Origin of the sequence: Leclercia sp. UBA7405, assembly GCF_037152215.1 — a bacterium.
In the GTDB taxonomy this organism is placed as follows: Bacteria; Pseudomonadota; Gammaproteobacteria; order Enterobacterales; family Enterobacteriaceae; genus Enterobacter; species Enterobacter pneumoniae.
Genome location: NZ_JBBCMR010000002.1, coordinates 623412 through 638617, shown reverse-complemented (window position 1 = coordinate 638617; position 15206 = coordinate 623412). Strand labels below are relative to the sequence as shown.

The 15206-nt window shown below is 55.8% G+C and carries 12 protein-coding genes and 1 rRNA gene; 10 read left to right on the top strand and 3 right to left on the bottom strand.

What is annotated here, in order from left to right; genetic code table 11:
- The 5 genes from rrf to aceK all read left to right on the top strand — a co-directional run.
- Nucleotides 1-103 (top strand): 5S ribosomal RNA (gene rrf, locus WFN75_RS15265); the annotation flags it as partial.
- A gap of 207 nt (nucleotides 104-310) precedes the next feature.
- Nucleotides 311-1240: a homoserine O-acetyltransferase MetA gene (metA, locus tag WFN75_RS15260; RefSeq protein WP_336996439.1), complete on the top strand. Its 930-nt coding sequence runs from the start codon at nucleotides 311-313 to the stop codon at nucleotides 1238-1240.
- Nucleotides 1241-1510: 270 nt separating this feature from the next.
- Nucleotides 1511-3112, top strand: coding sequence for a malate synthase A (gene aceB, locus WFN75_RS15255; protein ID WP_336996438.1), 1602 nt, complete (start codon nucleotides 1511-1513; stop codon nucleotides 3110-3112).
- A gap of 156 nt (nucleotides 3113-3268) precedes the next feature.
- Entirely contained in the window at nucleotides 3269-4573 is a 1305-nt protein-coding gene (gene aceA / locus WFN75_RS15250; RefSeq protein ID WP_212478563.1) for an isocitrate lyase, read from the top strand.
- 56 nt (nucleotides 4574-4629) lie between these two features.
- Nucleotides 4630-6387: a bifunctional isocitrate dehydrogenase kinase/phosphatase gene (gene aceK / locus WFN75_RS15245; RefSeq protein WP_336996437.1), complete on the top strand. Its 1758-nt coding sequence runs from the start codon at nucleotides 4630-4632 to the stop codon at nucleotides 6385-6387.
- On the opposite strand, the gene WFN75_RS15240 is transcribed toward aceK, so the two are convergent.
- Together WFN75_RS15240 and iclR are read right to left on the bottom strand one after the other, a co-directional pair.
- Nucleotides 6345-6767, bottom strand: a complete 423-nt coding sequence (locus WFN75_RS15240) for an ASCH domain-containing protein (protein WP_336996436.1) — start codon at nucleotides 6765-6767, stop codon at nucleotides 6345-6347. The two genes, aceK and WFN75_RS15240, sit on opposite strands and share 43 nt — an antisense overlap.
- Nucleotides 6768-7592 (bottom strand): glyoxylate bypass operon transcriptional repressor IclR, encoded by an 825-nt coding sequence (gene iclR, locus WFN75_RS15235; RefSeq protein ID WP_154298839.1) that lies wholly within the window; start codon nucleotides 7590-7592, stop codon nucleotides 6768-6770.
- 193 nt (nucleotides 7593-7785) lie between these two features.
- On the opposite strand from iclR, the gene metH reads away from it, so the two are divergent.
- The 5 genes from metH to rluF all read left to right on the top strand — a co-directional run bounded on the left by metH (nucleotide 7786) and on the right by rluF (nucleotide 14913).
- Nucleotides 7786-11469, top strand: coding sequence for a methionine synthase (metH, locus tag WFN75_RS15230; protein ID WP_336996435.1), 3684 nt, complete (start codon nucleotides 7786-7788; stop codon nucleotides 11467-11469).
- Nucleotides 11470-11651: 182 nt separating this feature from the next.
- Nucleotides 11652-13283 (top strand): Na/Pi cotransporter family protein, encoded by a 1632-nt coding sequence (locus WFN75_RS15225; RefSeq protein ID WP_046885556.1) that lies wholly within the window; start codon nucleotides 11652-11654, stop codon nucleotides 13281-13283.
- 95 nt (nucleotides 13284-13378) lie between these two features.
- The gene (locus WFN75_RS15220; protein ID WP_336996434.1) at nucleotides 13379-13672 is read left to right on the top strand and encodes a type II toxin-antitoxin system CcdA family antitoxin; all 294 of its coding nucleotides are present in this window, start codon (nucleotides 13379-13381) and stop codon (nucleotides 13670-13672) included.
- On the top strand, nucleotides 13672-13989 hold the full coding sequence (locus WFN75_RS15215; protein ID WP_040077647.1) for a CcdB family protein: 318 nt from the start codon (nucleotides 13672-13674) through the stop codon (nucleotides 13987-13989). Before WFN75_RS15220 ends, WFN75_RS15215 begins: the two co-directional genes overlap by 1 nt.
- Before the next feature lie 54 nt (nucleotides 13990-14043).
- Nucleotides 14044-14913 carry a 23S rRNA pseudouridine(2604) synthase RluF gene (gene rluF, locus WFN75_RS15210; protein ID WP_046885554.1) on the top strand — a complete coding sequence of 290 codons (870 nt, stop codon included), beginning with the start codon at nucleotides 14044-14046 and terminating at the stop codon, nucleotides 14911-14913.
- Here the strand turns inward: rluF and WFN75_RS15205 are convergent, their stop codons facing one another.
- The gene (locus WFN75_RS15205; RefSeq protein WP_040077645.1) at nucleotides 14914-15186 is read right to left on the bottom strand and encodes a DUF3811 domain-containing protein; all 273 of its coding nucleotides are present in this window, start codon (nucleotides 15184-15186) and stop codon (nucleotides 14914-14916) included.
- Nucleotides 15187-15206 lie beyond the last annotated feature (20 nt).

Genomic DNA, 15206 nt, shown 5'->3' with positions numbered 1-15206 from the left:
GCGCGGTGGTCCCACCTGACCCCATGCCGAACTCAGAAGTGAAACGCCGTAGCGCCGATGGTAGTGTGGGGTCTCCCCATGCGAGAGTAGGGAACTGCCAGGCATCAATTAGAAGAACCCCGTACCGTAAGGTACGGGGTTTTTTGCTTTGCAATCTTGTCCATTGTAGAGTCCATCCGATCCTACCATTTACCTTCCTTGAAACTTTCTCACCTTTCCCATCCCTGACTCGACATTTCGACGATTCCTGGTTATTGTCAGCTATCTGGATGTCTAAACGTTTATACGTATGCTTTGAGGATGTAAGGTTATGCCAATTCGGGTGCAGGACGAGCTACCAGCCGTCAATTTCTTGCGTGATGAGAACGTCTTTGTTATGACGGCTTCACGTGCTACAGGTCAGGAAATTCGTCCTCTGAAGGTTCTTATCCTCAACCTGATGCCTAAAAAGATCGAGACTGAAAATCAGTTTCTTCGTCTGCTCTCTAACTCGCCGCTGCAGGTCGATATCCAGTTGCTTCGTATCGATGCGCGAGAGTCTCGCAATACACCTTCAGAACACCTCAATAACTTTTATTGTAATTTCGACGATATTCGCAACGATAACTTCGATGGCCTGATTGTCACGGGGGCCCCGCTCGGCCTGGTGGAATTTAATGACGTTGCGTACTGGCCGCAGATCAAGCAAGTGCTTGAATGGGCAAAGGATCATGTCACTTCAACGCTTTTTGTCTGTTGGGCAGTACAAGCCGCGCTGAATATTCTCTACGGTATACCGAAGCAAACCCGTAGCGAAAAGCTGTCTGGCGTTTATGAACACCATATTCTTCATCCCCACGCACTGCTGACGCGCGGGTTCGATGACGCCTTCCTGGCGCCCCATTCCCGTTATGCCGATTTCCCGGCGGCGCTCATTCGTGATTACACGGATCTCGACATCCTGGCAGAAACTGAAGACGGTGATGCCTATCTGTTTGCCAGTAAAGACAAGCGAATCGCGTTTGTGACCGGCCATCCAGAGTATGATCCCGATACGCTGGCGGGCGAATATTTTCGTGACGTGGAAGCCGGTTTGTCACCTGAATTGCCGTATAACTATTTTCCAAAAAATGATCCACAGAACACGCCGAGAGCATCCTGGCGCAGCCACGGGAATTTGCTGTTTACCAACTGGCTCAACTATTACGTCTACCAGATTACGCCATACGATCTGCGCCACATGAATCCAACGCTGGAGTAATCTCCTGCCCGAAACGATCCTAAAGCGTTTCAGCACTCTTTATCAGGCACCTTCGGGTGCCTTTTTTATTTTCGAAATACCGCTCACCTTCAGATATTTTTTAAAAAACAGTCTAATCAAAGGCTTAAATGGCATTTTAAATTAAAATGGAAATAGTTTTTGATTTTAAGAAAATTATAGATAGTCTTATCTTTGCTGAGCGAAAACCGAACAACGATCTTTCGCGCGCATTGGGAAACTGTTTTTGGATCTTTGAAGAGGAGCAACACAATGACTCAACAGGCAACCACAGACGCTGAATTGACGTTTACTCAGCCGTATGGCGAGCGGGAGCAACAAATTTTGACGCCAGAGGCGGTCGAGTTCCTGACTGAGCTGGTGACGCGCTTTACGCCAAAGCGCAACAAACTGCTGGCTGCGCGCATCCAGCAGCAGCAAGAGATTGATAATGGCAGGTTGCCTGACTTTATTTCGGAAACAGCTTCCATTCGTGAAAGTGACTGGCAAATTCGCGGTATTCCTGCTGATTTGCAAGATCGCCGTGTAGAGATCACCGGACCGGTTGAACGTAAAATGGTGATCAATGCCATGAACGCTAACGTCAAAGTCTTTATGGCAGATTTTGAAGACTCACTGGCACCGGACTGGCGTAAAGTAATCGAGGGACAGATCAATCTGCGCGATGCCGTAAACGGCACCATCAGTTATACCAACGAAGCGGGAAAAATTTACCAGCTCAAGCCTAACCCGGCAGTATTGATCTGCCGCGTTCGCGGCCTGCATCTGCCGGAAAAACATGTCACCTGGCGCGGGGAAGCGATTCCGGGCAGCCTGTTTGATTTCGCACTCTACTTTTTCCATAACCACAAAAGCCTGCTGGCCAAAGGTAGCGGCCCTTACTTCTATCTGCCAAAAACTCAGTCATGGCAAGAAGCTGCCTGGTGGAGCGAAGTCTTCAGTTATGCCGAGGATCGCGTCAATTTGCCGCGCGGCACCATTAAAGCCACGCTGCTTATTGAGACGCTGCCGGCCGTCTTCCAGATGGATGAAATCCTTCACGCCCTGCGCGACCACATCGTCGGGCTGAACTGTGGACGCTGGGATTACATCTTCAGCTATATCAAAACCCTGAAAAACTACCCCGACCGCGTTTTACCGGATCGTCAGGTGGTAACCATGGACAAAGCGTTCCTCAGTGCCTATTCACGCCTGCTGATCAAAACCTGCCACAGACGCGGCGCGTTTGCCATGGGCGGGATGGCGGCCTTTATTCCGAGCAAAGATGCCGAACGTAACAACCAGGTGCTGACCAAAGTGAAGGCAGATAAAGAGCTGGAAGCGCGTAACGGCCACGATGGCACCTGGGTGGCACACCCGGGCCTGGCTGACACCGCGATGGAGGTCTTCAGTCGCATCCTCGGAGAGAACCCAAACCAGCTGCATGTTACCCGCGCCGATGATGCGCCAGTCAGCGCCAGCCAATTGCTGGAGCCGAGTGACGGCGAGCGTACGGAAGAGGGGATGCGTGCCAACATTCGCGTCGCCGTGCAGTACATCGAAGCCTGGATCTCCGGCAATGGCTGCGTGCCCATCTACGGTCTGATGGAAGATGCGGCCACGGCGGAAATATCGCGCACGTCCATCTGGCAGTGGATTCATCATCAAAAAACACTCAGCAACGGCAAGCCGGTAACCAAATCCCTCTTCCGCCAGATGCTGGCAGAAGAGATGCAAAACATTCAGGAAGAGCTGGGAGAACACCGTTTCAGTAGCGGACGTTTTGCCGACGCCGCCCGCCTGATGGAGCAAATCACGACATCAGATGACTTAATCGACTTCCTCACCCTGCCAGGCTATCGCCTGCTGGCGTAAAGGCCCGGGCTGTATTGTTCGCCATTTTGGCGCGGGGCAGTGCTCAAAACCCTCCCGTACTATAAGTACGTGCCGGTTTCTGCGCTGCTCCCGTGGCCAAACTGTCTTCACTGATAACGCCTGGGAAGCCAGGAATATAATATGGAGCATCTGCACATGAAAACCCGTACCCAACAAATCGAAGAATTACAAAAAGAGTGGACCCAACCGCGCTGGGAAGGCATCTGTCGCCCGTATAGCGCAGAGGAAGTGGTGAAATTACGCGGCTCGGTCAACCCGGAGTGCACGCTTGCTCAGCATGGCGCGGCAAAAATGTGGAAGCTGCTGCACGGGGGCGCCAAAAAAGGTTATATCAATAGCCTCGGCGCGTTAACCGGCGGCCAGGCGCTGCAGCAGGCAAAAGCCGGGATTGAGGCGATCTATCTCTCCGGCTGGCAGGTGGCAGCAGATGCTAACCTGGCCTCAAGCATGTATCCGGATCAATCGCTCTACCCGGCGAACTCTGTCCCTTCGGTGGTGGATCGGATCAACAATAGCTTCCGTCGGGCGGATCAGATCCAGTGGGCGGCCGGGATTGAGCCTAACGATCCCCGTTTTGTAGATTACTTCCTGCCGATCGTTGCCGATGCGGAAGCCGGGTTTGGTGGTGTACTTAACGCCTTCGAATTGATGAAATCGATGATTGAAGCCGGTGCAGCGGCCGTTCACTTTGAAGATCAGCTCGCCTCGGTGAAGAAGTGTGGCCATATGGGGGGCAAGGTACTGGTTCCCACGCAGGAAGCCATTCAGAAACTGGTTGCGGCCCGTCTGGCAGCGGACGTGCTGGGCGTACCAACGCTGGTCATCGCCCGAACTGACGCAGATGCGGCAGATCTGATCACCTCGGATTGCGACCCCTACGACAGCGAATTTATCACCGGCGAGCGCACCCGCGAGGGGTTCTACCGCACCCATGCCGGCATTGAGCAGGCCATTAGCCGTGGTCTGGCCTACGCCCCCTATGCTGACCTGGTGTGGTGCGAAACCTCCACGCCAGACCTGGCGCTGGCGAAACGCTTTGCCGACGCCATCCACGCGAAGTACCCGGGCAAACTGCTGGCGTATAACTGCTCCCCGTCCTTTAACTGGCAGAAAAATCTCGACGATAAAACCATCGCCAGCTTCCAGCAGCAGCTCTCTGATATGGGCTACAAATACCAGTTCATCACCCTGGCGGGTATCCATAGCATGTGGTTCAACATGTTCGACCTGGCGCATGCATACGCACAGGGAGAGGGCATGAAGCACTATGTTGAAAAAGTGCAGCAGCCTGAATTTGCAGCGGGTAAAGAGGGTTACACCTTCGTTTCACATCAACAGGAGGTGGGAACAGGCTACTTCGATAACGTCACCACCATCATCCAGGGTGGAACCTCCTCCGTGACCGCGTTAACGGGGTCTACCGAAGAAGCCCAGTTCTGATATTTTCCCCTCGCCCTCTCTCCATGGGAAGAAGGTGAGGGGCACTGGAGAACGTTATGTCGCGTGGCCTGGAATTACTGATTGCACAAACCATTCTGCAGGGCTTCGACGCCCAGTACGGCCGTTTTCTGGAAGTGACCGCCGGTGCCCAGCAGCGCTTTGAAAATGCCGACTGGCATGCCGTGCAACAGGCCATGAAGCAGCGCATCCACCTTTACGATCATCACGTCGGCCTGGTGGTAGAGCAGTTGCACTGTATTACCGAGGGCAAAAGCACCGATGAGGCCTTCCTGCTATGCGTGAAGGCGCACTATACCCAGCTATTGCCGGATTACCCGCGCTTCGAGATTGCGGAGAGCTTTTTCAACTCCGTCTATTGCCGGTTATTTGACCACCGCTCGTTATCGCCTGAGCGGTTATTTATTTTCAGCTCTCAGCCAGAGCGCCGATTTCGCACCATCCCGCGCCCGCTGGCGAAAGATTTTTGGCCCGATAATGGCTGGGAAGCGCTGCTCCACCGGGTATTAAGTGATTTGCCACTGCGTTTACCCTGGCAGGATAAATCGCGCGATATCGGGTTTATCCATGCGCATCTGCGTGAATCGTTCGGCGACGCGATACTCAGGCAGAGCCATTTACAGGTGGCGAACGAACTCTTTTATCGCAATAAGGCCGCCTGGCTGGTGGGGAAGCTGGTCATGCCCTCCGCCACGGTCCCGCTGCTATTGCCCATTCATCGTAGCGATGCGGGCGAGCTGTTTATCGATACCTGCCTGACCACTCACGCCGAAGCCAGCATCGTGTTTGGCTTCGCCCGCTCCTATTTCATGGTGTACGCACCGTTGCCTGCGGCCCTGGTTGAGTGGCTGCGCGAGCTCCTGCCGGGTAAAACCACGGCCGAGCTGTATATGGCGATTGGCTGTCAGAAGCACGGCAAAACGGAAAGCTACCGCGAGTATGTGCAGTACATCAGCCGCGCGGATGAGCGCTTTATTGAGGCGCCCGGTATTCGCGGCATGGTGATGCTGGTCTTTACCCTGCCGGGATTTGATCGGGTTTTTAAAGTCATTAAAGATCAGTTCGCGCCGCAAAAGGAGATGACCGCTGCGCATGTCCGCGCCTGCTATCAGCTGGTTAAAGAGCATGACCGCGTGGGGCGGATGGCCGATACCCAGGAGTTTGAAAATTTTGTTCTGGATAAGCGGCAGATAGACCCGGCTTTGATGGCGCTTCTGTTGCAGGAGGCCTCAGGCAAAATCACCGATCTTGGCGATCAGATTGCCATCAGCCATCTTTATATTGAGCGGCGTATGGTGCCGCTCAATATCTGGCTGGAGCAGGTAGAAGGGCAGGCGCTGCGCGATGCTATTGAAGAGTACGGCAATGCCATCCGGCAGCTGGCGGCAGCCAATATCTTTCCTGGCGATATGCTCTTCAAAAACTTCGGCGTCACCCGACACGGAAGGGTGGTGTTCTACGATTACGATGAAATTTGCTATATGACGGAGGTGAATTTCCGCGATATCCCGCCGCCGCGCTATCCCGAAGATGAGCTGGCCAGTGAACCCTGGTACAGCGTCTCGCCGGGGGATGTTTTCCCGGAGGAGTTTCGTCACTGGTTATGCGCTGACCCGCGCATCGGGCCGCTATTTGAAGAGATGCACGCCGACCTGTTCCGCGCCGATTACTGGCGCGGTTTGCAGTCACGCATTAAACAGGGGCATGTCGAGGATGTTTACGCCTACCGCCGCCGCCAACGGTTTTGTATTCGTTACGGCGTTTCGGCGGTCTCGACGACGGTGAACTCTTCATAAACCAGCTCCATCTCCGGCGACCAGTTGCCTTCGCGCTCGAAGAAGGCCTGGTGGACCGATTGCCAGTAAGCCAGGCTGAGATCGCCTTCGCCTTCCAGGGCCGCCAGTTCAGGGCTCATTTCGTTAAAGCGTATGATTCGAAGCGCCATGGTGCGAATGACGCAGACGGCATCGCCTTTACCGTTGAGTACAATATGTATGGCGCCGGGCGTGACGGGTGGCAGCTCTTGCTGATAACTGGCTAACGAGCCGCAGGTGCCGCGCTTCTTCCCGGCGACGACCAGGGCGGCCAGCTCATCGGCCATTTCGGGTGAATCGCCGAACGACCAGCAAAAAGCCTGAGGATATTTATCCTGCCAGTACGCTTTTAAATTGCTCATTCAGCGCACCCCTCCATAGGCCAGCGTCACCTCTTTCGCGGCTTTGATGACCAGCGCCCCCAGCTCGGTCACCCGATCGTCGGTCATGCGCGAAATGGGGCCGGAGATAGAGATGGCCGCAAACGGCTCGCGGTGCTCGTCAAAAATACAGGCCGCCAGACAGCGCAGACCCAGCGCATGCTCTTCGTCATCAAAGGAGTAACCGCGCTTGCGGGTCAGGGCCAGGTCCTCTTTCAGGTGCACGGGAGAGACCAGCGTGGCATGGGTATAAGCGTGCAGCCCTTTGCGGTGCAACAGCCCCGTCACCTGCTCTTCGCTCAACTGAGAAAGAAACGCCTTCCCTGCACCCGAGGCGTGCATCGGCAGTTTACCGCCAATGGGGGCTGACATACGCATCAGCTGTGTACACTGCACCTGGTCGATAATAATCGCCTGATGATCGCTCTGGTCCAGCACCGCCAGGTTCACCGTCTCGCCAGACTCTTCCATCAGTTTACGCAGGATGGGGTGGACGATGGCCAGCAGATTGCGCGTCTGCAAAAAGCTGCTGCCCACGATAAACGCGTGCGCACCCACTGCCCAGTGGCCCAGCTCACCGACCTGACGCACAAAGCCCAACTGCTGCATGGTGGTGAGCAGGCGGTGCGTCGTGGAATTAGGCAGGCCAGCCTGCTGTGCCAGCTCGGTCAGCGCGACGCTACTGTGTGATTCGGCAATCCACTCCAGCAGTTTTAACCCACGGGTCAATGACTGAACTTGCCCACTTTGCGGTGCGGCGTTGGCAGCAGGTTTTCTGCCGCGTTTGGCGGGAACGGTAGCGACCATGATGGGCTCCTTTTTCTGTATCGTGGAAATCATTTTCGTTTTATTTGCTGCTTTTGCAACCGCTTTCATTGCTGGTCGGAGGTGTGATGCTGAACTTGTCTCATGTTACCGCTGTGTGACTTTTCCACCCTGCAAGATTATGCCAGTATGGAATGCAGCCTTATGGCCTTGTTGAGCGTAGTCGGGAGCGAGTGTGAGTAGCAAAGTAGATCAACTGCGCGCGCAGTTAAATGAACGCATTCTGGTGCTGGATGGCGGCATGGGCACCATGATCCAGAGCTATCGTCTGAGTGAAGAGGATTTCCGCGGCGAGCGCTTCGCCGACTGGCCCTGCGATCTGAAAGGTAACAACGATCTGCTGGTGCTCAGTAAGCCTGAGATCATCGCGGCTATCCATTACGCCTACTTCGAGGCGGGTGCCGATATCGTTGAGACGAACACCTTTAACTCGACCACTATCGCCATGGCGGATTATGAGATGGAATCCCTGTCGGCGGAGATCAACTACGAGGCGGCAAAGCTGGCGCGCGCCTGCGCCGATGAGTGGACCGCCCGCACGCCAGAAAAACCGCGCTACGTTGCCGGCGTACTGGGGCCGACAAACCGCACCGCCTCCATCTCTCCGGATGTTAACGACCCGGCGTTTCGCAATATCAGTTTCGATCAACTGGTGGCTGCCTACCGTGAGTCGACCCGTGCGCTGGTGGAGGGCGGTTCCGATCTGATTCTGATTGAAACCGTTTTCGACACCCTGAACGCGAAAGCCGCGATTTACGCCGTCAAAGAGGAGTTCGAGGCGCTGGGCGTGGATCTGCCGATCATGATTTCCGGCACCATTACCGACGCCTCCGGGCGTACCCTCTCCGGGCAGACCACCGAAGCATTTTACAACTCCCTGCGCCACGCCGACGCGCTCACCTTCGGCCTGAACTGCGCCCTGGGGCCGGACGAACTGCGCCAGTACGTGCAGGAGTTGTCCCGCATCGCAGAGTGCTACGTCACCGCGCACCCGAACGCCGGGCTGCCAAACGCCTTCGGTGAATACGATCTGGATGCCGACACCATGGCGGCACAAATCCGCGAGTGGGCCGAGTCTGGCTTCCTGAATATCGTCGGCGGCTGCTGCGGTACTACACCGGAGCACATCGCCGCCATGAGTAACGCGGTAGCCGGGCTGCCGCCGCGCAAGCTGCCGGACATCCCGGTTGCCTGCCGCCTTTCCGGCCTTGAGCCGTTGACCATCGGCGACGACAGCCTGTTTGTGAACGTCGGGGAACGTACTAACGTGACCGGTTCCGCGAAGTTCAAACGCCTGATCAAAGAAGAGAAGTACAGCGAAGCGCTGGACGTAGCGCGTCAGCAGGTAGAGAGCGGTGCGCAGATCATCGACATCAATATGGATGAGGGGATGCTCGACGCCGAAGCGGCGATGGTGCGCTTCCTGAATCTGATTGCCGGTGAGCCGGATATCGCCCGCGTACCGATCATGATCGACTCCTCCAAATGGGACGTCATCGAAAAAGGGCTGAAGTGCATTCAGGGCAAAGGCATTGTTAACTCGATTTCGATGAAAGAGGGGGTTGAGAGTTTTATCCACCATGCGAAGCAGGTGCGTCGTTACGGCGCCGCCGTGGTGGTGATGGCCTTTGACGAAGTCGGCCAGGCCGATACCCGCGAGCGCAAAATTGAGATCTGCCGCCGCGCATACAAGATTTTGACCGAAGAGGTAGGCTTTCCACCGGAAGACATCATCTTCGACCCAAATATTTTTGCCGTGGCAACCGGCATTGAAGAGCATAACAACTACGCGCAGGACTTTATTGGCGCCTGTGAAGACATCAAACGCGAGCTGCCGCACGCGCTGATCTCCGGCGGCGTATCGAACGTCTCGTTCTCGTTCCGCGGTAACGACCCGGTGCGTGAGGCCATTCACGCCGTGTTCCTCTACTATGCCATCCGCAACGGCATGGACATGGGCATCGTCAACGCCGGACAGCTGGCAATTTACGACGACCTGCCCGCCGAACTGCGCGACGCGGTAGAGGACGTGATCCTTAACCGCCGCGACGACGCCACCGAGCGTATGCTGGAGCTGGCGGAGAAATACCGCGGCAGTAAATCCGATGACGCAGTCAATGTTCAGCAGGCCGAATGGCGCGCCTGGGACGTGAAAAAGCGTCTGGAGTATTCACTGGTTAAAGGTATTACCGAATTTATTGAAATCGATACCGAAGAGGCCCGCCAGCAGGCTGCGCGCCCGATAGAGGTGATTGAAGGTCCGCTGATGGACGGCATGAACGTGGTGGGCGATCTCTTCGGCGAGGGCAAAATGTTCCTGCCGCAGGTGGTGAAATCCGCACGCGTAATGAAACAGGCGGTGGCCTACCTTGAGCCGTACATTGAAGCCAGCAAAGAGAAAGGCTCCAGCAACGGCAAAATGGTCATCGCCACGGTAAAAGGCGACGTGCACGACATCGGCAAGAATATCGTCGGCGTGGTTTTGCAGTGCAACAACTACGAGATTATCGACCTCGGCGTCATGGTCCCGGCGGAGAAAATCCTCAAAACCGCGCGGGAAGTGAACGCCGACCTGATTGGCCTCTCCGGGCTGATTACCCCGTCGCTGGACGAGATGGTCAACGTGGCAAAAGAGATGGAGCGGCAGGGCTTTACCATTCCGCTGCTGATTGGCGGAGCCACCACCTCAAAAGCGCACACGGCGGTGAAAATCGAGCAGAACTACAGCGGGCCGACGGTATACGTGCAGAACGCCTCGCGCACCGTGGGCGTGGTATCCGCGCTGCTCTCCGAAACTCAGCGCGATGACTTTGTCGCGCGTACCCGTAAAGAGTACGAAACCGTGCGCATCCAGCATGGTCGTAAAAAACCACGCACGCCGCCGGTCACGCTGCAGGCGGCACGGGAAAACGATCTGGCGTTTGACTGGTCTGCCTATACGCCGCCGGTGGCACATCGTCTGGGCGTGCAGGCGGTTACCGCCAGCATCGAAACGCTGCGTAACTACATCGACTGGACGCCGTTCTTTATGACCTGGTCGCTGGCGGGCAAGTACCCGCGCATCCTCGAAGACGAGGTGGTGGGGGAAGAGGCGAAGCGCCTGTTCAAAGATGCCAACGACATGCTCGATACCCTGAGTGCGGAGAAAACCCTTAATCCGCGCGGCGTAGTGGGCCTGTTCCCGGCCAACCGCGTGGGCGACGACGTGGAAATTTATCGGGATGAAACCCGTACCCAGGTGCTGGCCGTCAGTCGCCATCTGCGTCAGCAAACCGAGAAAATCGGCTTTGCCAACTACTGCCTCGCCGATTTTGTGGCGCCGAAGCTTTCCGGAAAAGCAGATTACATCGGCGCCTTCGCCGTAACCGGCGGCCTGGAAGAGGATGCGCTGGCAGACGCGTTTGACGCGCAGCATGATGATTACAACAAAATCATGGTGAAAGCGATCGCCGACCGTCTGGCAGAGGCCTTTGCAGAGTATCTGCACGAGCGCGTGCGTAAAGTGCACTGGGGCTATGCGGCGAACGAGAACCTCAGCAACGAGGAGCTGATCCGCGAAAACTACCAGGGTATCCGTCCGGCGCCGGGCTATCCGGCCTGTCCGGAACACACTGAAAAGGGCACCATCTGGAAATTACTGGACGTAGAGGCCCATACCGGAATGAAGCTCACTGAGTCCTTCGCCATGTGGCCTGGCGCGTCCGTTTCCGGCTGGTACTTCAGCCATCCCGATAGTAAATACTTCGCGGTGGCGCAGCTTCAGCGCGATCAGATTGAAGACTATGCCCGACGCAAAGGGATGAGCGTGTCGGAAGTGGAGCGCTGGTTAGCACCTAACCTCGGTTACGATGCCGATTAACCTGCCCGCTCGCAGCAGGGCTGCCTCACTCGGGACGCCCTGTGCCTGATCTGGCTGTGCCAGAACTCACGTCACCTTTCCTTACAACTAACAGGGCGCTCATCGGGCGCCCTTTCTCTTTCTTACATTTAAACCCTTATACTGGAGTAAGGATGAATTAACGATAAGGAGAAACCACTTCCGTGCTGACTCTGTTACACCTGCTCTCTGCAGTGGCGCTGCTGGTATGGGGTACCCATATTGTCCGTACCGGTGTGATGCGCGTGTTCGGCGCACGTTTACGTACTGTTCTTAGCCGAAGCGTTGAGAAGAAGCCGCTCGCCTTTTGCGCGGGCATTGGCGTGACTGCTTTGGTGCAAAGCAGTAATGCTACGACCATGCTGGTCACCTCCTTTGTGGCGCAGGACCTGGTGGCGTTGACCCCTGCGCTGGTGATCGTGCTCGGTGCCGATGTGGGTACCGCGCTAATGGCGCGTGTCCTGACGTTTGATCTCTCCTGGCTCTCGCCGCTGCTGATTTTTATCGGCGTTATCTTCTTTCTGGGGCGTAAGCAGACCCGCGCCGGGCAACTCGGGCGCGTGGGGATTGGCCTCGGTCTGATCCTGCTGGCGCTGGAGCTGATTGTGCAGGCCGTTACGCCGATCACCCAGGCCAACGGTGTGCAGGTCATCTTTGCCTCCCTGACCGGCGATATCATGCTGGATGCGCTCATCGGCGCGGTCTTTGCCATTGTCAGCTACTCCAGCCTGGCGGCGGTGCTACTGACGGCGACATTAACGGCCGCCGGTGCCATCTCTTTCCCGGTGGCGCTCTGTCTGGTGATTGGCGCTAACCTTGGCTCCGGCCTGCTGGCGATGCTCAACAACAGCGCCGCCAATGCCGCTGCCCGCCGCGTGGCGCTGGGCAGCCTGCTGTTTAAGCTGGTGGGCAGTTTGATCATCCTGCCGTTTGTTCACCCGCTGGCGAATCTGATGGATAACCTGCCGCTGCCGAAGGCAGAGCTGGTGATCTACTTCCACGTCTTCTACAACCTGGTACGCTGCCTGGCGATGGTGCCTTTCGCCGGGCCGATGGCGCGCTTCTGCGAACGGATGATCCGCGACGAGCCCGAGCTGGATTCGCGCCTCAAACCCAAGCACCTGGATACCTCCGCGCTGGATACGCCAGCGCTGGCGCTGGCCAATGCTGCCCGCGAGACGTTGCGGATGGGCGATGCCATGGAAACCATGCTCGATGGGCTGCAAAAAGTGATGCGTGGCGAACCGCGGGAAGAGAAAGCGCTGCGTAAACTCGCCGACGATATCAACGTGCTCTACACCGCTATCAAGCTCTATCTGGCTCGCATGCCGCAGGATGAACTGGCGGAAGAGGAGTCCCGCCGCTGGGCGGAGATTATCGAAATGTCGCTTAACCTTGAGCAGGCGTCCGATATTGTTGAACGCATGGGCAGTGAAATCGCCGACAAATCGCTGGCGGCCCGTCGCGCATTCTCCCTTGAAGGGTTACAAGAGCTGGAAGCGTTACACGAACAGCTGGTGAGTAACCTGAAGCTGGCCATGTCGGTCTTCTTCTCCGGAGACGTGCCCAGCGCCCGCCGCCTGCGCCGTAACAAGCACCGTTTCCGCATCCTTAACCGCCGTTATTCCCACGCTCACGTCGAGCGTCTGCATCAGCAGAACGTGCAAAGCATTGAAACCAGCTCCCTGCACCTGGGCCTGCTGGGGGATATGAAGCGTCTCAATTCGCTGTTCTGCGCAGTGGCGTATAGCGTGATGGAGCAGCCGGACGAAGATGATGAGCGGGATGAGTATTAATCTCTGAAAGCGCCTCGCAAAACCATGTTGCGAGGCGTGACACCTTTTAAAGCGCCATTTACGCTTAAAACCTTATGATTTTAAGGGAATAGAAAATGGTTGTTTATTACGCTACACTTCGCCAATTCATGCGCATTTCGATGGGGGTTCTCATGCGCACTACTTCTGGCAATAAAAAATCAGTTAATGTGTCTTTAGCACCAGAAATTCTTGAAGAGGCGCGACGTCTTAATCTTAATCTCTCCGCTGTACTCACGGCTGCACTTCAGGAGCAGTTTCGTGTGCATCAGCGCGCCGCGTGGTTAGAAGAAAATAAAGCCTCTATCGAGGCTATTAGCCAGTGGGTAGAGGAAAACGGCTCCTTTAGTGACTTTCAGAGATCTTTCTGATGAAGCAATATTTTGCTTATGAGAATGAAGGTAGGGGTAAAACGGCATATCCCTGGCTAATCAATATGCAGCATCCCGTGGCCAATGTGATGAAGCACCTTCTGGTCGCCCCCGCCGTTGAACTTAGCCATCTTCGAGGCGTTCAGCCACCTGCGAAAGTATGCCCTGTCGTTGAGATAGCGGGTAAGCCCTGTGTGGTCATGATGCACATGATGGCAGGCATTTCACCAACAGAGTTGGGCAGGTGTGTCGCCGATCTTACGCAAAACCGGGCGTCATTGCGTGATGCGCTCGATTTTCTCATCAACGGTTACTAAGCCTTTTTTGTCAGCCGCAAGGTAAGGTATATTTCGCCCTTCACAGGAGAAACTATGCTGCCAGAACAATCAACCCGATTAAATAAATACATTAGCGAGAGCGGAATTTGCTCACGTCGCGAAGCAGACCGTTACATCGAACAGGGTAACGTGTTTATCAACGGCAAACGCGCCACCATTGGCGACCAGGTTACGCCCGGCGACGTGGTTAAAGTAAATGGTCAACTCATCGAGCCGCGTGATGCAGAAGACCTGGTATTTATCGCGTTGAACAAACCGGTTGGCATCGTTAGCACCACCGAAGATGGCGAGCGCGATAACATCGTTGATTTCGTCAACCACAGCACCCGCATCTTCCCGATTGGCCGCCTGGATAAAGACTCTCAGGGGCTGATTTTCCTCACCAACCATGGTGATCTGGTTAACAAAATCCTGCGTGCCGGTAACGATCACGAGAAAGAGTACATTGTGACGGTGAACAAAGCGGTCACCGATGAATTTATCCAGGGCATGGGCGCAGGCGTGCCGATTTTGGGCACCGTCACGAAGAAATGTAAGGTGAAGAAAGAGGGGCCATTCTCGTTTCGCATTACATTGGTACAGGGACTAAACCGCCAGATCCGTCGTATGTGCGAGCATTTCGGCTATGAAGTCACAAAGCTCGAGCGCACACGCATTATGAACGTCAGCCTGTCCGGTATTCCGCTGGGCGAGTGGCGCGACCTGACCGGCGACGAGCTGATTGAGCTGTTCAGGCTGATCGAAAACTCCTCTTCTGAAGCGAAGCCAAAGGCGAAAGCAAAACCGAAAACTCAGGCGATTAAGCGCCCGGTCGTGAAGGCGCCGCCTGCTGAAGAAAAAGGGCGGGGCAAGCCCGCGGGGAAACGCTTTACCCAGCCGGGCCGTAAAAAGAAAGGGCGCTAATTAGCGCCTTCCACGGGTTGATGTACTGGCTGACCAGGAGAAGGTCGCCTCTGCATCCGGTTTATAAGCCTGCTCTTTTTTCAGCTTGCGGGCTTTCTTCGCCGCGGCTTCACGCTGCGCCATCAGCTTATCGATGTACTCTTTTTTAACCTGATTGGTTTCGGCGTTCGTTAGCGTACGGCCATGCGCGATACGGGCGCGATCGAGTAGCGTTTTGAGTTCGCGCTGCTCGGCTTCTGTCATCTCTTTCTGGGTCAAACGGGGTGTCGCCATTGCGAAGCCTCCTGAAGGGG